Raw genomic sequence first — 20,833 nt, 5'->3', positions numbered from 1 at the left:
AAGGAGCCTTCGCGCATGACCTTCCTGGCCAGGCTGAGCCTCGCCAACCGCACTCTTGTGATCATGATTGCGGTGGTGGCCAGCGCTCTCGGCGCCTATGCCATCCCCTCGTTGAAACAGCAGCTGTTCCCGTCGCTGGAGTTCCCGGGGGCGTTCGTGGTGGCGCCGTACGCCGGTGCGGCGCCCGACATCGTCGAAGACCAGGTCACCAAGCCTATCGAGAGCAGCTTCCAGGGCATCGCCGGGGTGACGGAGATCTCCTCGACCTCGCGTGAGGGCATGGCCTCGATCCAGGTGGCGTTCGAGTTCGGCACCGACATCGACGAGGCCATCGGCCAGATGGAGCAGGCGATCGCGGGCATCGAGGGGCAGCTGCCCTCGACGGTCGACCCGCAGGTGATCGCGGGCAGCACCGACGACATCCCGGTGGTGGTGCTGGCCGCCTCCGGCGGTGACGAGGCGACGCTGCTCGACCGGCTGGAGCAGGCGGCGGTGCCGTCGCTGCGGGGGATCGACGGGGTGCGGGAGGTGGAGGTCACCGGCGCGCGCGGCAAGCAGGTGACGATCACGCCCGACACCGGGGAGATGGCGAAGAAGGGGTTGTCGCCGGCGGCGATCCCCGAGCTGCTGCGCGCCAACGGCGTGGCGATCCCGGCCGGGTCGATCACCGAGGACGGCCGGAACCTGACCGTCCAGATCGGCGACCGGGTCGCGACGGTCGATGACCTGAAGAACCTCTACCTGACGCCGCCGGCCGCGCAGGCGCAGGCGCCGGGCCGTCCCGGGCAGCCGGTGGCGAGCGTGCGGCCGCCGGCGCCGCCCAAGCCGGTGACGTTGGGGTCGGTGGCCGACGTCGAGGTGGTCGACGACAGCGCAACGACGCTGACGCGGACCAACGGCAAGCCGAGCCTGGGCGTGTCGATCACGATGAAGCCCGACGGGAACGCGGTGGCGATCTCCCATGACGTCCGGGACCTGACGCCGGAGCTGACGACGGCGCTGGGGTCGGGGGCGACGCTGACGGTGGTGTTCGACCAGGCGCCGTATGTGGAGCGGTCGATCCACGACCTGACGACCGAGGGCCTGCTGGGCCTGGCGTTCGCGGTCATCATCATTCTGATCTTCCTGTTGTCGATCCGGTCGACGCTGGTGACGGCGGTGTCGATCCCGCTGTCGGTGGTGATCGCGCTGATCGCGTTGTGGGTGGGCGACTACTCGCTGAACCTGCTGACGCTGGGCGCGATGACGATCGCGGTCGGGCGGGTGGTCGACGACTCGATCGTGGTGCTGGAGAACATCAAGCGCCATCTGGGTTATGGCGAGCCGAAGCGGCAGGCGATCCTGGGCGCGGTGCGTGAGGTGTCGGGCGCGGTGACGGCCTCGACGCTGACGACGGTGGCGGTGTTCGCGCCGATCGCGTTCGTGGGCGGCATGGTGGGCCAGTTGTTCTCGCCGTTCGCGGTGACGGTGACGGTGGCGCTGCTGGCCTCGCTGCTGGTGTCGCTGACGGTGATCCCGGTGCTGGCCTACTGGTTCCTGAAGGCGCCGGCGTTGTCGCCGGAGGAGGCGCGCCGGGCGCGGGAGGAGGCCGAGGCCAAGGAGCTGCGCTCGCCGCTGCAGCGCGCCTATCTGCCGGTGCTGCGGTTCGCGACGCAGCGGCGCTGGGTGACGCTGGCCATCGGTGTGGTGATCTTCATCGGGACGATGGCGCTGGCGCCGAACCTGAAGACGAACTTCCTCGACTCGGCCGGCATGGACACGATCAACATCAGCCAGCGCATGCCGGTCGGCACGAACCTGGAGGCCACCGACGCGGCCGCCGGGAAGGTCGAGCAGATCCTGGCCGACGAACCGGGGGTGGCGTCCTACCAGGTGAACGTCGGCGGCGGCAACCAGTTCATGGGCGGGGCGGGCGGCAGCGCCGACCGGGCCGCCTTCTCGGTGACGCTGGCCGACGACGTCGACGCGAACGCGCTGCAGGAGGGGCTGCGGGAGAAGTTCGCGGCCCTGGGCTCGGGCGTGGGCGAGATCACGGTCGGCGGGGGCGGCGGCGGGGGCGGCCTGGCCTCCAACCAGATGCAGGTCATCCTGCAGGGCCCCGACGTCGACCAGCTGTCGGCCGCCTCGGCGACCGTCGTGCGGGCGCTGGCCGGCGTGCCGGGCCTGCGTGACGTGGCCTCCAACCTGGAGGACAGCGCCGACCGGATCGAGGTCCACGTCGACCGGGAGAAGGCGGCCGAGAAGGGCCTGACCGAGGCGGCGATCGGCCAGCAGGTCGCGCAGGCGTTCCGGGGCGCGCCGGTGGGGTCGATCGACATCGACGGCCGGGCCGCCGACATCGTGCTGCGCACCGGCGACACGCCCGAGAGCCTGGCGCAGGTGGAGGACCTGGAGATCGCCTCGGCGACCGGCATGGTGAAGCTGACCGACGTCGCCGAGGTCGTCAAGGACGGCGGCCCGACGCAGATCAGCCGCCTCGACGGCGAGCGCACCGCGACGGTGTCGGGCGCGGCCGACGCCTCCAACCTGGGGGCGGTCACCACCGAGGTCACCGCCACGCTCGACACGCTCACGCTGCCTGCCGGGGTGAGCGCCACCGTGGGCGGCGCCTCGGCCGACCAGGAGGAGGCGTTCGCCGACCTGGGGCTGGCGATGGTGCTGGCCATCGCGATCGTCTTCATGATCATGGTGGCGACGTTCTCGAGTTTCGTGCAGCCGCTGATCCTGCTGGTGTCGATCCCGTTCGCGGCGACCGGCGCGATCGGGCTGCTGCTGATCACCGACACGGCGCTGGGCGTGCCGGCGCTGATCGGCATGCTGATGCTGATCGGCATCGTCGTCACCAACGCGATCGTGCTGATCGACCTGGTCAACCAGTACCGCGAGCAGGGCATGGGCGTGGTGGAGGCCGTCATGGAGGGCGGCCGCCGCCGGGTGCGGCCGATCCTGATGACGGCGCTGGCCACGATCGGGGCGCTGACCCCGATGGCGATCGGCCTGACGGGGTCGGGCGGGTTCATCTCGCAGGCGCTGGCGATCGTCGTCATCGGCGGCCTGGTGTCCTCGACGCTGCTGACGCTCGTCCTGGTGCCGACGCTGTACGTGATGGTGGAGAGGACCAAGGAGCGCTTCAGCCGTACACCCAAGCACGAGCGCAAGCTCGAGGTGTACGACGAGGAGGCTTTGGCCCCCACCCGGTAGACGTGAGGGGATGCGCGGCTTCGATAAGCTCGGGGAACGTGACCGACAAGCCGCGCATCCCCAACGTCCTGGCCACCCGCTACGCTTCGCCCGCCCTGGCCCGTCTGTGGTCTCCCGACCACAAGGTGGTGCTGGAGCGGCGGTTGTGGGTGGCCGTGCTCAAGGCCCAGGCCGATCTCGGGATCCCGGTGCCCGCCGACGTGATCACCGCCTATGAGAAGGCGGCCGACAGCGTCGACCTGGCCTCGATCGCGGCGCGCGAACGCGTCACCCGCCACGACGTGAAGGCGCGCATCGAGGAGTTCAACGCGCTGGCCGGGCACGAGCACGTGCACAAGGGCATGACCAGCCGCGACCTGACCGAGAACGTCGAGCAGCTGCAGGTGCGCGACAGCCTGCTGCTGGTCCGCGACCGGGTCGTGGCCCTGCTGGCGCGGCTGGCCCGGCTGGCGGGCGAACACTCCGCGACCGTCATGGCGGGCCGGTCGCACAACGTCGCCGCGCAGGCCACCACCCTGGGCAAACGTTTCGCCACCGCCGCCGACGAGCTCCTGGTCGCCTACGAGCGGCTGGAGGAGCTGATCGCCCGCTATCCGCTGCGCGGCGTCAAGGGCCCGGTCGGCACCTCCCAGGACATGCTCGACCTGCTGGGCGCCGACCGGCTGGCCGACCTGGAGCAGCGCGTCGCCGCCCACCTGGGCTTCACCCGGGCCTTCACCAGCGTCGGGCAGGTCTACCCGCGTTCCCTCGACTACGACGTGCTGACCACGCTGGTGCAGCTGGCGGCCGCGCCGTCGTCGCTGGCCAAGACGATCCGGCTGATGGCCGGCCACGAACTGGTCACCGAGGGGTTCCAGGAGGGGCAGGTCGGCTCCTCGGCGATGCCGCACAAGATGAACACCCGCTCCTGCGAGCGCGTCAACGGCCTGACCGTGATCCTGCGCGGCTACGCGTCCATGGCCGGGGAACTGGCCGGCGACCAGTGGAACGAGGGCGACGTGTCGTGCTCGGTCGTGCGCCGGGTGGCCCTGCCGGACGCGTTCTTCGCCTTCGACGGCCTGGTTGAGACGATGCTGACGGTCCTGGACGAGTTCGGCGCCTTCCCCGCCGTCATCGAGGCCGAACTCGACCGCTACCTGCCCTTCCTCGGCACGACCAAGATGCTGATGGCCGCCGTCAAGGCCGGTCTGGGCCGCGAGGCCGGCCACGAGCTCATCAAGGAGCACGCGGTCGCGGCCGCGCTGGCGATGCGCCAGGACGGCGGCGGCAACACCCTGCTCGACCGCCTGGCCGCCGACGACCGGTTCCCGCTGTCGCGGGCCGACCTCGACGCGCTGCTGGCCGACCGGGTGTCCTTCACCGGCGCGGCCGCCGACCAGGTCGCCGCCGTCGCCGCCCGGGTGGGGGAGATCACCGCCCGCCACCCGCACGCCGCCGGGTACGCCCCGGGCGCCATTCTGTGATCGAACTGCACCACGCCGAGGAGGTCGCCGCCGCCTGCGGGGGCGACGACCTGCTCGTCTGGACGGCCCAGCGGCTGCCCGAGGGCGGAGCACGCGCCTTCGCGCACGGCGGGGCCGTCGTGGCGGCCTGCCCGGCGGTGTCCAAGCACGACCGCCTGGCGGTGTTCGGCGCCGCCGGCGATCCCGCGCTGCCGGCGCTGGTGCGGCGGGTGTGGCGGGAGATGGGCACGGGGTTGCGGCCCTTCGGCGACCGCGAGGTGATCCACCGGCTGGTGGAGGCGATGCCGGGGGAGCTGGGCCCGGCCGGGAACTTCACCTGGATGACCGTCGACCCGCACACGGTCCGCCTGGACCCGGCGCGGCTCGACACAGCACGACTCACGACGGGACCCCTCGAGACGAGGTCCCTCGAGATGAAGTCGCAGCGCGGGCGCGACGACCTTCCAGGTCTGGCCGACGTGTCCGGGCCCCTGCCCGCGGGGCTTGGCCGATCGTCGAGCCCGGCCGCGGAGCCGTCGCCGAGCGCTCCCGGTCTGGCCGGCCGGGCCGGTGAGGCAGGGGAGGGGCGGCGCGGGCCCGTGGGCTCCGGCGGGTCCCCGGTGCTGGTGGAGCCCAGGGTCGGCTGGCTCGGGCCCGGTGACGTCGAGGAGGTCGCCCGGGTGCTGGCGGTGGCCAATCCCGACGCCTACGCCCGGCCCGGCATGCCCGGCGTCTTCCGCTGGGCCGGGATCCGCGACGAGGGCGGGCGGCTGGTCGCCGTCGGCGCCGACGCCTGGTCGGCTCCGACGGTCGGGTTCGTCGGCGGGGTCGCCACGCTGCCGCAGGCGCGGGGGAGCGGGCTGGCGGGGGCGATCTGCCGGTTCCTCACCGCGGCGCTGCTGGAGCGGCACGGCCGGGTGTCGCTCATGGTCGACGACGTCAACGCCGCCGCGCTGGCCGTCTACCGGCGGCTGGGCTACGCGCGGCGGCCGGTGGCGGCGACCAGGGCCGTACAGGAGGCATAAAACCAGGTGAGCGGCGCGGCCCGACCATGCACAGTGAGGGAATGATGTCCGCGTTTGTCCCCGGCCTGGAGTTGTGCCGCGCCTACTACCACGACGTGCTGCGGCCGCTCCTGGACGACGGCCCCCATCCCGTTCCGCACAGTGCCGCGCTCATCGGGCCCGGGTCGGAGGTGCTCGGTTTCGACACCGCCCGCTCGGCCGACCACGACTGGGGGCCCCGCGCGATCGTGTTCGTGCCCGCCGGGTGCGCCGAGGAGGTCCGCGACCGGGTCTGGCGGCGGCTGCCGGCCGAGTACGGCGGTTTCCCGACCGCGTTCGGTTCCGACGTGCATCCGGTGCGGCCGGGGGTCACGATCACCGAGTTCTCGCCGTGGGCCCGTGACCTGCTCGGTTTCGACCCGCGTGACCCGATCGGGGTCGACGACTGGCTGGGCGTGCCGTGGCAGCGGCTGGCGGAGTTCACCGGCGGCGACGTCTTCCACGACGGCCTCGATGAGGTGTGCGCGGCCCGCCGGCGGCTGCGCTGGTACCCCGACGACGTGTGGCGGTACGTGCTGGCCTGCCAGTGGACCCGCATCGCGCAGGAGGAGAGCTTCCCGGGCCGCGCCGGCGAGGTCGGCGACGACCTGGGGTCGGTGCTGGCGACCGGCAGGATCGCCCGCGACCTGATGCGGCTGACGCTGCTCATGCGGCGGCGCTACCCGCCCTACACCAAGTGGCTCGGCAGCGCCTTCAACCGGCTGTCGGGGTCGGCCGAACTCGGCGACGCGCTGACCGGCGCGCTGCGCGAGACGACCTGGCAGGGCCGCGAGCACCACCTGTCGGCCGCCTACCGGCGCGTCGCCGCCCTGCACAACCGGCTGGCGCTGACGGCCCCCGTCGAACCCGGCACCCGGCTCTACCACGACCGGCCGTTCCAGGTGATCGGCGGCCATCGGTTCGCCCGCGCCCTCATGGACGCCGTCACCGACCCCGCCGTCGCCCGCCTGGATCTGGTCGGCGCCGTCGACCAGGTCGCCGACAACACCGACGCCCTCACCGACCCCCGCAGGGCCCGCAACCTCGCCGCCGCGGCCCGGTGACCTCCACCAGAACCCTCAGACCAGGGCCAGGGGGCGCACCGACGCCAGTTCCGGCAGCAGCGCCGGCAGGTCGGCCAGGGTGCGGATCGTCGGGACGCCCGCCGGGGGAGGGGCCGACCCGTAGCGGTCGAGCCACACGCCGTGCATGCCGGCCCGCGTCGGCCCGATGGCGTCGAGGTTCAGGTTGTCGCCCACCAGCACCACCTCTCCCGGGTCGAGGCCCAGCTTGGCGGCCGCGGCGGTGTACACCTCGGCGGCGGGCTTGAAGTTCCCGCCCAGCGCGTCGGGGGTGAGCACCGGGTCGAGGCGGTCGAGCAGGCCCAGCCGCCGCAGCTTCGCCTCCTGCTGGACCGGCTGGCCGTTGGTCAGCACCCCCAGCGTCAACCCCGTGCCGGCCAGCCGGCCGATGAGGGGAGCGGCGTCGGGGAAGGCCGTCCACGCCTGCTCGTACAGGTCGAGGAACTCCGCGTACGCCCCGTCGAGGTCGGCCGGGACCCGCACGCCCATCCGCCGGCAGTAGTCGCGCAGCCGCCGGCGGCGCTGCTCGCCGAAGGAGCACTCGCCCCGGTGCCAGGCCGGGAGGTGGACGTCCTCCAGCCGCAACCACAGGCCCGGCCCCTCGGCCAGCAGCGGATGGAACGGAGACCGTCCGGCCGTCCACGCCGTCACCGCGTGCGCCACCGCCGCCCGATGATCGAACAGCGTCTCGTCCAGGTCGAAGAGAATGGCCCTGATCATGCCGCCCATCCTCCGGAACCCCTATTACAACGGCGTTTCCACGACGTGAAAGGGGAAACCGGGCTTACCCACAGCCAGTCACGACCATCATGACAAAGATCACGGGCGGCCGTGGGGAAACCGGTGACAAAGCCGCCTAGCGGGCGTTCGCCGCGATCGAATCGCGGATGTAGGCCGCCAGCCCGTCGGCCACCCGCTCGTAGTTGGCGGCGAACCGCTCGTCGGCCACGTACATCTCCCCGAGGCCCACGTGGATCTCGTAACCGCACTCGTAGAACCAGCGGCTGATGTGGGCCCGGTGGCGTTCGGCCACCGCCGTCGCCTCGGGCGAGGCCGCCGGCACACCCGCCGCGAACAGCGCGTGCCAGTCGGTCACCAGCGCGCCCGCCTCGGCCGTGATCCGCTCCCAGTCGGCCTTGCTGTAGGAGGCGGTGCGCCGGCGGCTCTCCGTCCACGCCGAACTGCCGCCCCACCGCCGCTCGGCCTCCTCGGCGTGGTCTTCGGGCCGGAACTCCCCGAACACCTCGTAACGCTCCTCGGGCGTCAACGACACTCCCATTCTCGCCGCCTCCATCGCGGTCTCCACGGACGCCACCAACGCCTCCAGCCGGGCGATGCGCCGCCGCAGCAGCTCATGCTGACGCCGCAGATGCGTCTGCGCGTCGGCCCCCGGATCGTCGAGGATCGTGGTGATCTCCTCCAGGGGGAAACCCAGCTCCCGGTAGAACAGCACCTGCTGCAGCCGGTCGAGATCGGGCCCGGCGTACCGCCGATAGCCGGCGGCCGTGCGCTCGCTCGGCGACAACAGGCCGATCTCGTCGTAGTGGTGCAGCGTCCGCACGGTCACGCCCGCGAACGCCGCCACCTGCCCCACCGAATAACCCGCCACGATCTCCCCCTCCCTTCTCGGACGCGACCCAGCCTGCGGCCTGCCGTAACGTGAGAGTCAAGCCCTATACGGCCCTCTACCGCCCGCCCTAGACACCCGTATCGTGCACGAGCGGATGGGCCCGCATCGCCGCCTCCAGCTCGCCCGGCAGCTCATCGCGGTAACGGCCCAGCGTGCTCAGGTCGCCGTGGCCCAGCACCCGGCGGACCGCGTCCATGTCGGTCCCGCCCGCCAGCAGATGGGTCGCCGTGGTGTGCCGCAGCCCGTGCGGGGTCACCGACCGCCGCCGCTCCGGGTCGACGCGGGCCAGCACCCGGTCGATCACCCCCTGGACGTCGCCCCGGGCCAGCCGCCGCCCCCGCCACGACAACAACAACGCCTTCTCCTCACTCGACCGGACCTCCAGATACGCCGCCAGCGCCCGAGCCGCCAGACGGGGGAGCGGCACGTCACGCGTCTTGCCGCCCTTGCCGAAGATCCGCCAGTAGCGCTCGCCGTCGTTGGTGTAGAAATCCTCCACGTTGGCCCGGACCAGCTCCGACACCCGCGGCCCCACCATCGTCAGCAACAGCACGATCAGCGCGTCACGCACCTCGGTCCGCTGGTCACGCCGCCCCCGCGCCTCCTCACCCGCGGCCGGATCGGCCGCCGCCCCGATCAGCCCCTGCGCCTGCTCACGGGTCAGCGCCCGCCGCTCGGCCCGCAGCCCGCCCCGCTCCCGCGCCGTCACCGTCGCGGCCGCCATCGGGTTGAGCTGCACCCACCCGGCCAGCGCGGCATGCTTGAACAGCGCCGACACCGACCGCCGGAACCGCGCCTGCGAGGCGGCGCTCTGCAACTCCCCGCCGCCCGCCGGGGCCCGCCGCCGCTCGTCGGGCTTGCGGGCGAAGGCCAGCAGCACCGCGTCGACGTCGTCACCCGACAGGTCGTCGAGCACCGGCGACAACCGGCAGGCCGCCGTCAGCCGCACGAAGGTCTGCACATCCCGCGCGTACACCTCCGCCGTGGCGCGCGACAACCCGCCCGTCACCACCTTGGCGCGGACCAGCTCCACATAACGATCCGCCGCCTCTTCCACCGACAACCGATTCAGCTCCGCCGGACGCATGACCCCAGACCCTAACCCCCGCCACCGACAATCCCAGCTCAGTGGCATGATCGATAACATGACATATCCGGAACCGCGCTACCTGGGGGACACCGGGGAGATCACCGCCACCTACCTCCCGCACGGCGCCCCGCCCGACATCACCTACGCCAACGGCGGCAGCTGCACCTACCTGGCGACCGGCGCCTCCACCGACGGCAAGTTCGGCCTCTACCGCTGGGACATGGGCGCTAAACCCAGCGGCCCCGCCCCGCACTTCCACCGCAGCCTCACCGAGTCGTTCTTCATCCTCACCGGCGCCGTCCGCATCTACAACGGCCGCGAATGGATCACCACGGTCCCCGGCGACTTCGTGCACGTCCCCGAGGGCGGCGTGCACGGCTTCCGCAACGAATCCGGCGAACCGGCCAGCCTGCTGCTCATCTTCTCCCCGGGGGCGCCACGGGAGGGCTACTTCGAGGGCATCGCCGAATGGGCCGCCTCCGGCCGCACCGACCAGGAGTTCTTCGTCCGCCACGACACCTTCTGGGTCGAGGAGAAATAGCCGTCAGCCGCGGGCGTAGCGGCGCATCGACTCCACCCCTGAGACGCCGTAGACCTCCTCGGCCGCGCTCGCCAGCAGGTGACAGGCGCGCAAACGGTCGAGCGGGGTCAGCCCGAGCCGCGTCAGGCGCAGGGAGGCGTAGTTGAGCACCACCCGGTAGCGGGCGAAGTCGGGGCGGGTGAACATCGCGCGGCGGTAACCGGGGGAGCCGAACATCAGCGTGTGCGGCTCGCCCCGCGTCTCGGCCGGGGTGTCGTCCATCGTGGGCAACGCCAAGGAGTTCATCCTCGCCTGCGAGGGCGCTGACGCGGTGCTCCAGTGGTCGAGGCTGAGGATCTCGCGCTGCTCGTCGGTTCAGGTCCGCTGTACGTCACGATCGTCACCTCGGAGCTACACGCTGACATCTTCATGTCCTCGACATCGCCGGACGAGCACAGGCAAGGCTAGGCAGCGGTTCGGGTCTTCCACTCCGGCAGCAGGATGGAATGAACCACCGAATCGCGGTAACCGTCACCCACACGAATGTGCCCCCGGATGACTCCCTCCTCGATCATTCCCGCACGTCCCATCACACGGGCCGAAGACTCATTGACGGGAGAACGAGCACCCCACACGCGATAGAGACCCATGTCATCGAACGCCAGCCTGCACAGCAAGTTCACGACCTGGCCACCGATGCCCTTACCCCACTGGTCAGCACGTACCGCGAACCCGATCTGGCCCGAATTCTGGCGGGGATGGACGGTGTCGACGGCCAGCCGGGCGAACGCCACGAGCAGGCCCGACGGATCGACAGCCGCCAGGGAGTACTCCTGCCGAGGCTGGTCCAGAGCCGCCCGTCTCACCGAGCCGACGATCTCCTCGACTTGCTCCCTGTCGCCAGGCTCGAAACTCATGTGCCGAGTGACCTCGGCATCGCCGTAAATCGCGAAAAGCTGTTCACCATCGTCAGGCGCGAACTCGCGTAGCCGTATGCCGCCCCGGTGCATGAGTTCGATGGGATACACCCGGGCGACACTACTTCACGGTCATGCGGGGGGCCATACGACGTGAATCGAAGACCGGAGCCAGTCAGGCCGAAAGATCAGCCACGCGTTGGCGCAGGGCGGCGTGGATGGTCTGCGGGCTGGTGAGCCAGACGCGAACGGCGCCGTCTTCGCAGCCGGTCGCCAACTCGCCGCCATCGGGACGGAAGGCCAGTGACCACACCGCGCCCGGGTGGGCGTAGGTGACGAGCAGGTCGCCGCTGTCGGCGTAGTTCCACAGCCGGACGCCGCCGTCCTGGCTTCCGGTGGCGACCTGGGTGTAGATCGGGTTGAAGCGTGCGGCGTGCGACTCGCCGGTCGCCAGCCGCAGGACCGGTCGGCGGTCGTGGGTGTCCCACAGGCGAGCGGTACCGTCGCCACTCGACGTGAGCAGGTAGCGGCCGCTGCGACTCCAGTCGATCGCGTGCAGCGGTGCGGTGTGGGCGGGAAGCCGGACAGGATCGGCGTCGGCGCCGGGCTGCCAGACGCGCGCCTCCGTGTTCCAGTCCGCGACGGCGACGTGCTCGCCCGTCGGGCTCCACGCCAGGTCCTCGACGAGTTGGTCACCCGAAAGCCGCCAGCGCTCTCGCAGGCCGTCGGCCGCCCAGATCGTCACCGAGCCGTCGCTGCCGGCGGAAGCCAGGAGCAGCCCGTCGGGACTCCAGCGGACCGAGGTGACCCTGCCCTGGTGCCCGTGAACGGTGGCGTCCACGGCGAACGTGAGAGAGTCGCGGATGCTGACCGACCCGTCGTCGCCTCCGATGGCGAGGCTATGGCCGTTCGGGCTCCACGCGACGGCGACGGCGTCCGTCAGGAGCTCCGTCGGCGGGCCGCCGTGTTTGGTGTCCCAGATTCGCACCCGTTCGTCTTGGCCCGCTGATGCGATCCTCTCCTGGTCGGGATGCCAGGCGACACTGAGCACCCGGCCTTCGTGCCGACCGGCGATTCGTGCCACGAAACCTTCGTCCACGGCGGTGACGCGGGCGGTGGCGTCCTCGCTCCCGGACAGCAGCAGATGCCCGCCAGGGCTCCACGCCACTCCAGAGGCCCAGCCCACGTGGCCGGGCAGCGTGTCAACGGTCTGCCCGAGGTCGACGTCGAGCAAGCGGACCCGGCCGTCCTCCCCGCACACGGCCGCCCGCCGCTCAGCCGGCGACCAGCCGACTCCGTAGAGCGGGGTCGAGGTCACCGACATACGGCGGACCGGAGTGAAGTGCTCGGCATCCCACAGGACGACACTTCCATCCTCGCTCGCGGTGAGCAGTTCGGTCCCCTCGGCGCTCCACGCGACCGCCGGCACCGGCCCTTCGTGCTGCCGCAACGTCGAGAGCCGTTCCCCGGTCTCCACATCCCAGACCGCGGCGGTGGTGTCATAGCTACCGGTGCAGATCCGTGTGCCGTCCGGATGCCACTCGGCCGAGCGCACCCAGTCGCTGTGCCCCTCCAGCGTGCGGATCGTCGTTCCCGCACAGACGTCCCATATGCGGGCCGTGGTGTCCAGGCTTCCCGTCACCGCGAACCGGCCGTCTGGGCTCCACCTCACCGACGACACCCAGTCGGTATGGCCCCTCAGCCTACTGACGCTCCGTCCGCTCCCGACGTCCCAGATCCCAGCGGTGCCGTCCCAGCCGCCGCTCACAAGGCGAGTCCCGTCGGCGTCGAAGTCGAGGCACGTCACGCAGTCCTGGCCCGCCTCGATGACCGTCAGAAGACGACCCTCGGCCGCGTCCCACAGCCGGATCGTGCCGTCGTAACTGGCGGTGGCCGCCAGGCGGCCGTCAGGATGCCAGGCCACCCCCGACAACCGGTCGGAGTGGCCCCGCAGGATGCGGCGCACCCGTGCCTCGTTGAAGACCCGGAACATCGTTCGCTGCACCAGCGGGATATCGCCGCCGTCGTCTGCGGCCTGGAGCGCTAACCTCAGCGCCTGTTCCGGCGCCGCCTCCAGCTCGAACATGGCCTGCCCGGCGCGGGCGAGGGTCCGATCGGACTGCTCACGCGCCACCGCAGTGTCCTGCGCGGTACGGCTGGAGGTCAGGAAGACATCCTCCAGCCTGCTCAGGAGCCCTGCGTTGCGGGTGGCCCAGTCGCTCGCGGCCGCCAGACGCAGCCCGCGGTAGAGGTAGCTGTCCTCACGTTCGTGATCGGCCCACTCCTGCGCAGCCTCCGTGAGCAGCCGGTGGGTGCGCAAGTCCGCGGCGTCTTGCTGCAACCAGGCGATGAGCGTGTCCCAGTTGTCGATCAGCGCCTCATGGACGATTTCCACCGTGTCGTGACCGGCGGCGATCAGCCGGGCGTCACGATGGGACAACGTGAGGATGACCTGCTCGATCTCCCGCGGATCGGCCGCGACGAGGTCGAGCTCGTGCCGGGGGACCCGCCGCCGGGTGTAAGCGCCCTCACGGACGGCCACCAACCTCAGAAACATCAGCCGGGCGAGCTCCCGTTGGCGCTCGCTGAGCCCTGCATAGGTGTCGTTGGCCAGTTGGTTCAGCGCGCCACCGATGCCGCCGACGGCATCGTAGTCCGCGTGGGTGAGCCACACGCCGCGACGCCGCCGCCACAACGCCGCGAGCGCGGTCTGCAGCAGGGGCAGCGCGCCGGACCGGCCTCGCATGTCGACCAGGACCCGGTCGACCAAGCCGCGCTCGAACAGCGCGCCGACGTGCTGCGCGGGCATCAGCATCGCTTCGCGCAAAGAAGGGTCGTCGAGCGGTCCGAGCAGCAGCTGGTCGGCGGCCAGCAGTTCGCGGAGTTCGGCGAAGGCGAGGCAGTGCTGGACGAAGTCGGCGCGGAGCGTGATCACGACGCGGACCGCGTCGGACCGGGATTCGGCGATGCGATGAAGGCTCTGGATGAAGTGCAGCTGCGCGTCGACGTCGCCCCGCTGCGGCGGCTTGAGGGTGAACACCTCCTCGAACTGGTCGACGATGAGCAACACCCGGTCGGTTCGATCGTCGGCGGCGACCAGATCATGCAGGAGTTTGCCGAGCTCGTCGGGGTCGGTCAGCAACTGCCGTTCGAGCACGCTCGGGCTCGGCCGCTCGTTCTCAGGCACCAGCGCGGCGATCCGGGCGGCGAGCGCACGGATCGGCCATGGTCCGGGCACCAACGTCACCACTTCGGTCCGCTCCCCGACGGCGGGCACCAGCCCCGCCATCACCAAGGACGACTTGCCCGAGCCCGAGGCGCCGACCACCGCGGTGAAGGACGCACCACGCACCCGATCAACCAGCCGCGCGGTCTCGGCGGAGCGGCCGAAGAACAACGACGCCTCGGTGGAAGTGAAAGCGCGCAGGCTCGGAAACGGCGCCGGATCATCCGGCAGCGTCGTCTGCGACCTCTCGGGAGCCAGGCCCTCTACGGTGGCGACCAGCTCCGCTCTCGTGCGCGGCTGCCCCAGAGCGGTGTGGAGGTCCACCGCGAGCTGCCGGGACAGAAACGCCGGGAGCAGTCGCGCGGAGGCGCCGGGCAGCAGGATCGGCACGATGCGCAGGTTGCTGCGCTCACGGCTGGCGTATTCGACGGCCGCGCGGATGCTGGCCGAGCGTTCGCCGGTGATGCCCTCGGGCCCCACGAGCACAGCGACCGCTTCGGTCTGCTCCAACGACCCGCCGAGCGGATCGTCGGCCGACGACGCCGGATCGGTGAGAGAACGAATACTGTGCCGCATCAGCAGCCGCGCCACCTGGTCGGCGGAAGCACGGTCGTGCACCTCGTAGGAGAGAAAGACCGTCCGCGACGGCGCGACCGGCGCGAGCACCGCGGCCTCCGCGTCGCCCAGTTCACCCAGGACGTCGACGAGCTCCTCAGGGGCGGACGGCAGGCCGGTCAACGCGCACAGCCCGGCCAGCAGCCCACGGTCATGCCGGGTAAGCCAGCCGTCGACCCGGGTCGCGGTCAGCACGCCGAGGCCGTCAGAACGATGGTGACGCGAGACCATGCCGATGAAGACCCCACGAGCGAACACGGCAGATCCCGACATCCCCTCCCACGGGGAGATGCTCGGGTCGGGGTCACTGTCCGGCGGTCCGACGCGAATCTCCAGCGTCCCCTCGCGGCGGTGCGACAGCGCCGAGATCGTGCCGTGTACGTGGCTGGAGTCGCGATACCAGCCATCGGCCGCCTGACGGAGTTTGTGGCGCGGGAACCCGACGGAAGAACAGGACAAGACCGTGTCCACGTCGTCCACCCAGCCGTAGCGCACGACGCGCGCAGCGCCTCCCGGGAGCGGCCAGGCGCCTTCGAGGACGGCGACATCGATGGTCTCGTCAAGCCAGGCGACGGTCGCGGGGCCCACCGTTTCATCGGAACGGTCCGCGTCGAACCGTACCGTGACCGTCTCGGCGCCGACGACGACATGGGCTGCGGTGAGAACCGCCGTCGCCGAGACCCGGTAGCCGGAGCCCCTGCGCCGAGAACCGTCCGGCAGCACCGTGATGATCTCAGCGGCGCTGTGCGGATCGAGCCCATGGCCTCGCGCGCGTCCCATTCGTCCGACCGTCGAGGGCACGGAGCTACCGCTCGCCCAGCCGTTCACGACCGGAGACATACGGGGGAGCGGAGGAGCCGGCAGTCCGCGGCGACAGTGTCAACGTCACTTTCTGCAAGGACGTCGCAGCCACCTTCCCCTCGGACTCAAGCGAGACGACCCAGAACTTGACCTTGGCCCCACCGCCGCCGCTCTTCTCGACGCCGAAGCTGACTTCGAGCTCGATCGGACCCAGTTCGAACTGCAGCCCTTCCTCGGGCGCGGCCGCCATCGCTTCCATCAATTCCGAACGCAGATCGCGGATCAGCTCATGCAGTTCGATCATCGGCGTCGCACCTCATGTCGAGAACCCCTGAATGCCGCATCAGCCTAACCGGTCGAAATCGATCACGCGGGTCCCTGCGCCGCCCCGATATGGACGAGAAGCGCGCAGGTCCCTGCCGATCTTGACCCGCAGCAGCCACCGGTCGGCACCGTCGTACCGAGGAAGGAACGCCGGGCGGCCGTGGACCGCCCGGTGGTTGTCCAGAAAGTAGAGGTCGCCCGGCTCCATGACGAACGGACGCAGGGCCGTGTCGATCGCCGCGCCCAGCACCTCCCAGGCCTCCGCGGCGGCCCGGTCACCCGGCGCGGGCACCATGTAGACCGAATCGGCACTCAAATAAGGTCGGTCCACATCGCCGTAAAGGACGGGCGCGTACTCGATTCGCTCAGCCGCCCCCAGTTGCGGCATGCCGAACAAAGGGCTGCGAAGGATCTCCCTGACGGCGGGATCGAGGACCAGATGGTCAGCCAGTCCGATCATCATCGGCACCCGCTGAGGGTTACGCAGGCAGATGAAGCCGAGATGGTCGGGACGGAACCGGAAACCGGCCTCCTCCGTGTGCCAGCCCAGCTCCTCGCTACTGGCCGCGCTGATCTGCCGCTCGGCACCAGCGACCGGCACGATGTGGTTGACCAGGTGTCCCCCCTGAGCGGAGGAAAGAGTGAACGGATCGCCGAGCAACGAGGCGGCGAGCACCAACAGCAACTGGTGCCGGTGGATCGACTCGTGGTCGGCGCAGCCGGCTCGCCAGTCCGGCGGAGTAAGTCCCAATGCGGCATCGTCGACCGGCCAGCGCGCGATGACGAACAACGGCCTCTCCGCAGCGCGGCACTCAGCGAGGAAGGCCCGCAGCCGTCGGGGGAGGCCGTGGGCGAGCCGCTCGGCCTCCATGAGGAAACCGGTGTCATCGACGAACGAATAACGGGCCGCCACCTCACTCAGCAACGCCCCGATCTCGTCGATCTCACAGTCCAACAGGGTCAGGCGGCAGGGTCCGGCCATGGGGCGTTCCTCGGTAGTAGGCCCCCGTGGCGCGCGCTGCGCCACGGGAGGCACGGCCTAGCGGGTGGGGACAGGCGGGGGAGGCGGCGGGTTCACCTCGTCCGGGGTGAGAACGGCGGGCTCCGCGATCTCCGGAGTCTCCTCGGCGGTCGTCTCATCAGTCGGCATGAGAGAGCTCCTTACTGTGTTCCGTCGGCGACGGCGGGAGTGAAGGCACGCAGGCGGAGCCTGCGCTGATGGTCATCCGGGCCGGATACCTCGCCGCCCGGCCGGCGGCCGAGAAAGTAGTCCTTCTCCCAGCCGGTCGGATGGGCGGCGCTGAACGCGGCGCGGCGTTCGGCGAATCGGCGATACTCCTCTGCGAGCTGCGGATCGGACCCCAGCTCACGCAGGATCGGGTCCCAGCGCTCCAGATCGCTCCGCCGCTGCGGGACGATCGAGCAGATCGGCTCGCCGTCGGTCCACACAACCGTGCGGCCCGGGTCGGTCAGGCGCCAGGAATGGAACGCGGGGGTGATCGCCCAGTCGGTCTCGACTATCCCCTCAAGTGAGCCGGCACCACCCTTGATGTGGTTCGCCGGACCGCGGACAAGCAGATTCCAGCCCGGCGGCGTCCTGAACAGATAGGGGATTCGCCAGGTCACTATGCCGCTGCCGAAATTCGAGATCGGTGGGTCGTCCCAGCCATCAGCGCTGATAGAGACGTCGGCCGCGTCGATGCCGCCATTCCATTCCACGCGGACCGTCCCCCTGTTGAGGACGTGCCACCCGTACTGATTGGCGATGAGCATCGGCAGGCATCGGTTCGCGTACCGATCGGGAGTCCCGTTCATCCAGTCTCGAAACACTTCTGCGGGTTCGAGGGGGAGATGAGGCGGCTCGAGTGCGTAGGCCGTCAACTGCCGCATGGAGAAGTCCACGCGTTCTCCTAATCCGTGGCAACGGTACAGCGATTGTGAGCACGGGGGGCCGACAGCGTCAAGGACGGGCACGCAACCCCTGCCAAGCGAGCTTGATCCGGCTCTGTGTCCGACTTACCGTCATCACATGACCTGGCGGAACCATGTGTGGGGGCCAACATGCAGATCATGATCAGGCCCGGCTTCACGACCGCAGCCGAGTGTGGCCGCCTCGTCGAGCAAATCCGGGAAGTCAAGACGAGCGACCCGACGGTGCGAACCACCCGGGTGCGCTCGGAGATGTCGGCAATCTCCCTGATGGAGCACGGTGACGACACCGTTGCAGGAATCCGCTCCCGCGTTCTTGCCGAACTGAGCAAATTCTTCGGCCTCGACGACCTATGGCTGGAATGCACCATCCTGAGTGAAATGCGGGCCGGTGACCGTGTTCCCCTCCACGCCGACAACGAGCGTCGCGTAGCCGAGAAATGGGAGCCCAACCACACCCCTCACCGAAGCCATGCCGCGATTCTCTATCTCAATTCAGCAGGCCCGGGCGGCGGCTATTCGGGAGGTTCGCTGCGCTTCCCGTCCCGCGAGCTGGAGGTGATCCCGGCTGCGGGCACCCTCGTCGCTTTCCCGTGTGATCGTCGGTTCGAACATGAGGTAGGCGTCGTCGAAGACGGCGACCGCTACACGTTGGCGATCTGGTGCACGACCCTTCCCGACCATGAAGAGCCGTGGATGTGATCAGAGTTCGCTCGACATGTGCGTCATGGTTCGACTACCTGCCTGGTCAATCAGTAGCTCACAACACGACAAAAATGGGATACCAAACAGAATTCACCTTCTGTCTGGTATAGACATCTTTGCCCGATATGGGGGTTCTCAGATGAGGCCCACGAACGCCTCGGCCTGTTCCTGGTTCATGCCGGTCTCGCCGCGCACCAGGAAGATCGCCTGCTCGGTCCGCCCGGCCTCCTTGAGTTCGCGGACCCGCCCGGCCAGGTCGGGCCCGGTCTGGAGGGCGCGTTCGGTGCTGGTGGGGAGGTAGCGGCCGGCGATGATCGATTCGGTGACGAACTTGGCGTCGCGCAGGCCGAGGCCGGTTTCCTGCCGGACGAGTTTGATCGCTTCCAGGATGCGGCCGTCGGCGCCGAGGTCGCGGACGCGGTCGCGGATGGGTTCGGCGATCTGCGGGATGACGCCGGGCGCCCAGTAGGCGACTTGGGCGCGGGGTCGTCCGCCGGCGGCTCTGACGGCCAGCAGGACGATGCCGGCGATGACGCCGAGGAGGATCAGCAGGACGAGGAGTTCGGTGGGTCCGACGTTGCCCATGACGGTGATCTTACGACGGCTTTGCGTGCTCGATAATGAACATTATGTCAAGTTGGCTGGGCGGGGTGAAAGGTTCAGCGCGCCGGGCGGCGCGGGTGGGCGCGGTTGTGCTGGTCGTGGTGGGTTTCGGTCGGGTCGTGAGCGGGTCTCGGGATTGACCGTGGCGGGTGGTGAAGGTGACCATCGCCGTTCGTCCGGCTTTCGGCGGGCATGACGTGTCGGCGGGATGGGTGGCGCCGGTTTTCGGGGGTGGTCGGTCGCGGCGGTGTCGACCACTTCTTGCCGGGGCCGCCGGCGGTGACGGCGGCGCGGGTTACGGCGGTGGCCCGCGTGTGGCCGTCCCCCGTCGCCTGCCGGTGCCGGGGCGTGGTGAGGGGCCCTCTTTCCCGTGGTTGGGTGGGGGGCTCCTCCGCGTTTTCAGGTCTTTTTCCGTTACGGCTCCGCCTGGCCGGCCCCGCTCGCCGCAGCGCGTCGCGGTTCGGTGCGCGGCGGCAACCACCCGCTGTGGTGCCGCGCCGTCACGGGTCGTGGTCGGCGATTCGCCGGGGCGGCCTGCCGCAACCGCGCCCGCCCGTGCCGCCCGGCGTGCTGGGGCCCTGGTCGCTTGCGGGACGCGCCCTGCCTGCCGGGATGTCGGCAGCGCCTTGGCCGGGCGCCGCTCGCCCCGGTCCTCCCCTGGGGGCCAGCAGGACGATGCCGGCGATGACGCCGAGGAGGATCAGCCCGACGTGGCCGCACTCCAGCTGCCGTCGGCGACCCCTGGGCCGGCCGGGCTACACCTCGGGGCCGCTCCCCTCTCCCCCGCTGCCCGGGATGGGGTGTTCCGGGCAGCCGGGGTCGTCGAGTAAGTCGGAGACGATGACGCGCATGCCGCGGCACCGGCGAGCGTCTCGATGGCGTCGCCGAGGCTGCTGGTTCCCTGGGCGGGTCGGAGGCGATGCCCGTTGTTTAGGGAGTCGGGCGACCCGTGACGGCGCGGGACCACAGCGGGTGGTTGCCGCCGTTCGGCCGACCGGAACAGGTGGCGGCGGTCGGTGCCGGCCAGGCGGAGCCGTAACGGAGAGAATCCGCTCATGTCCCGTTGGTGAGCGTGTAGTCGAGGGTGTAGTGGTGTCCGTCGTCGTTGATGATCTGGCCTGAGCCGGTGATGCCGGTCAGTTCTCCCGTTCCCGACGTGGCGACGATCTCCCAGCGCGTCCACGGTGTTCCGTCCGCTCCCCCGCCGGCGCTGTGGGCCAGGACGAAGGTGCCTGTGCGGCCGTGGAGGGTGGCGTCGAGGTGTTCGAGGCCGGTGTAGGCGGCGGGGCCGTCGGGGGTGGTGATGGTGAGGATCTCGGTGGTGGAGGTGCCGGTGAGGTCGCCGGTGAAGTGTTTGGTGAGGCGGTGGCGGGCGATGGTGGCGCCGGGGTGTTCGTCGGTGGCGAGGGTGTCCCAGGTGGTGATGTCGAAGGTTCCGGTGGCGTGCATGTCGGCGATGGTGGCGGGGATTGTTGTCAGGTTCTGTCAGGTGGGGGTAGGGGTGTTTCGTCTGGGTGGGGTGTGAGGGAGGGTGTCGTGGCGGTGCGGTTGGCGGTGTCGGCGGAGGCGGATGTGCCGGCGGAGCGATTGTTTTCGGTGCTGACGGATTGGCCGCGGCATCGGGAGTGGATGGTGCTGACGGATGCGCGGGTGACGGGGGGTGATGGGCGCGGGGCGGGGTCGCGGTTGTCGGCGTTCACGGGGG

At 70.4% G+C, this 20,833-nt stretch carries 17 protein-coding genes; 6 read left to right on the top strand and 11 right to left on the bottom strand.

Features of this window, described 5'->3' with window-relative positions:
* Positions 1–15 precede the first annotated feature (15 nt).
* From AW271_RS25825 to AW271_RS25810, 4 genes are read left to right on the top strand one after another with little or no spacing between them, the layout of a single operon-like run.
* Positions 16–3,201 carry an efflux RND transporter permease subunit gene (locus AW271_RS25825; RefSeq protein WP_062340197.1) on the top strand — a complete coding sequence of 1,062 codons (3,186 nt, stop codon included), beginning with the start codon at positions 16–18 and terminating at the stop codon, positions 3,199–3,201.
* A gap of 38 nt (positions 3,202–3,239) precedes the next feature.
* Positions 3,240–4,664, top strand: a complete 1,425-nt coding sequence (gene purB / locus AW271_RS25820) for an adenylosuccinate lyase (protein ID WP_062340196.1) — start codon at positions 3,240–3,242, stop codon at positions 4,662–4,664.
* Complete coding sequence (locus AW271_RS25815) at positions 4,661–5,668, top strand: GNAT family N-acetyltransferase (protein WP_062340195.1); 1,008 nt, start codon at positions 4,661–4,663, stop codon at positions 5,666–5,668. The genes purB and AW271_RS25815 overlap by 4 nt, the downstream gene beginning before the upstream one ends.
* Before the next feature lie 44 nt (positions 5,669–5,712).
* Positions 5,713–6,750, top strand: a complete 1,038-nt coding sequence (locus tag AW271_RS25810; protein ID WP_062340424.1) for a DUF4037 domain-containing protein — start codon at positions 5,713–5,715, stop codon at positions 6,748–6,750.
* Between the two features lie 15 nt (positions 6,751–6,765).
* Here the strand turns inward: AW271_RS25810 and AW271_RS25805 are convergent, their stop codons facing one another.
* From AW271_RS25805 to AW271_RS25795, 3 genes are all read right to left on the bottom strand, one after another.
* On the bottom strand, positions 6,766–7,488 hold the full coding sequence (locus tag AW271_RS25805) for an HAD family hydrolase (RefSeq protein WP_062340194.1): 723 nt from the start codon (positions 7,486–7,488) through the stop codon (positions 6,766–6,768).
* A gap of 136 nt (positions 7,489–7,624) precedes the next feature.
* Positions 7,625–8,377, bottom strand: coding sequence for a MerR family transcriptional regulator (locus AW271_RS25800; protein ID WP_062340193.1), 753 nt, complete (start codon positions 8,375–8,377; stop codon positions 7,625–7,627).
* Positions 8,378–8,465: 88 nt separating this feature from the next.
* On the bottom strand, positions 8,466–9,485 hold the full coding sequence (locus AW271_RS25795; protein ID WP_062340192.1) for a tyrosine-type recombinase/integrase: 1,020 nt from the start codon (positions 9,483–9,485) through the stop codon (positions 8,466–8,468).
* A gap of 58 nt (positions 9,486–9,543) precedes the next feature.
* On the opposite strand from AW271_RS25795, the gene AW271_RS25790 reads away from it, so the two are divergent.
* Positions 9,544–10,029: a cupin domain-containing protein gene (locus AW271_RS25790; RefSeq protein WP_062340191.1), complete on the top strand. Its 486-nt coding sequence runs from the start codon at positions 9,544–9,546 to the stop codon at positions 10,027–10,029.
* Positions 10,030–10,032: 3 nt separating this feature from the next.
* Here the strand turns inward: AW271_RS25790 and AW271_RS25785 are convergent, their stop codons facing one another.
* The 6 genes from AW271_RS25785 to AW271_RS25760 all read right to left on the bottom strand — a co-directional run bounded on the left by AW271_RS25785 (position 10,033) and on the right by AW271_RS25760 (position 17,793).
* Positions 10,033–10,305, bottom strand: a complete 273-nt coding sequence (locus AW271_RS25785; RefSeq protein ID WP_157554633.1) for a hypothetical protein — start codon at positions 10,303–10,305, stop codon at positions 10,033–10,035.
* A 167-nt stretch (positions 10,306–10,472) separates the two neighbouring features.
* Complete coding sequence (locus tag AW271_RS25780) at positions 10,473–11,036, bottom strand: GNAT family N-acetyltransferase (RefSeq protein ID WP_062340189.1); 564 nt, start codon at positions 11,034–11,036, stop codon at positions 10,473–10,475.
* A gap of 64 nt (positions 11,037–11,100) precedes the next feature.
* Complete coding sequence (locus AW271_RS25775; protein ID WP_062340188.1) at positions 11,101–15,546, bottom strand: nSTAND1 domain-containing NTPase; 4,446 nt, start codon at positions 15,544–15,546, stop codon at positions 11,101–11,103.
* A 25-nt stretch (positions 15,547–15,571) separates the two neighbouring features.
* A complete protein-coding gene (locus AW271_RS25770) occupies positions 15,572–15,871 on the bottom strand; it encodes a trypco2 family protein (protein ID WP_062340187.1) in 300 nt (99 codons plus the stop codon).
* A 39-nt stretch (positions 15,872–15,910) separates the two neighbouring features.
* On the bottom strand, positions 15,911–16,873 hold the full coding sequence (locus AW271_RS25765; protein WP_062340186.1) for a TauD/TfdA family dioxygenase: 963 nt from the start codon (positions 16,871–16,873) through the stop codon (positions 15,911–15,913).
* 179 nt (positions 16,874–17,052) lie between these two features.
* Positions 17,053–17,793 (bottom strand): DUF6065 family protein, encoded by a 741-nt coding sequence (locus AW271_RS25760; protein WP_062340185.1) that lies wholly within the window; start codon positions 17,791–17,793, stop codon positions 17,053–17,055.
* Positions 17,794–17,952: 159 nt separating this feature from the next.
* Between AW271_RS25760 and AW271_RS25755 the strand changes: the two genes are divergently transcribed.
* Positions 17,953–18,522: a 2OG-Fe(II) oxygenase gene (locus tag AW271_RS25755; RefSeq protein ID WP_157554631.1), complete on the top strand. Its 570-nt coding sequence runs from the start codon at positions 17,953–17,955 to the stop codon at positions 18,520–18,522.
* Positions 18,523–18,660: 138 nt separating this feature from the next.
* Here AW271_RS25755 and AW271_RS25750 read toward each other — a convergent pair whose 3' ends face one another.
* Both AW271_RS25750 and AW271_RS25740 read right to left on the bottom strand, forming a co-directional pair.
* Complete coding sequence (locus tag AW271_RS25750) at positions 18,661–19,110, bottom strand: hypothetical protein (protein ID WP_062340183.1); 450 nt, start codon at positions 19,108–19,110, stop codon at positions 18,661–18,663.
* 1,071 nt (positions 19,111–20,181) lie between these two features.
* A complete protein-coding gene (locus tag AW271_RS25740; protein WP_062340181.1) occupies positions 20,182–20,577 on the bottom strand; it encodes a DUF3224 domain-containing protein in 396 nt (131 codons plus the stop codon).
* Positions 20,578–20,833: the final 256 nt, after the last annotated feature.

The organism is Herbidospora sakaeratensis (genome assembly GCF_001570525.1).
GTDB classification, from domain to species: domain Bacteria; phylum Actinomycetota; class Actinomycetes; order Streptosporangiales; family Streptosporangiaceae; genus Herbidospora; species Herbidospora sakaeratensis.
This window is presented reverse-complemented; position numbering and strand designations above follow the sequence as displayed.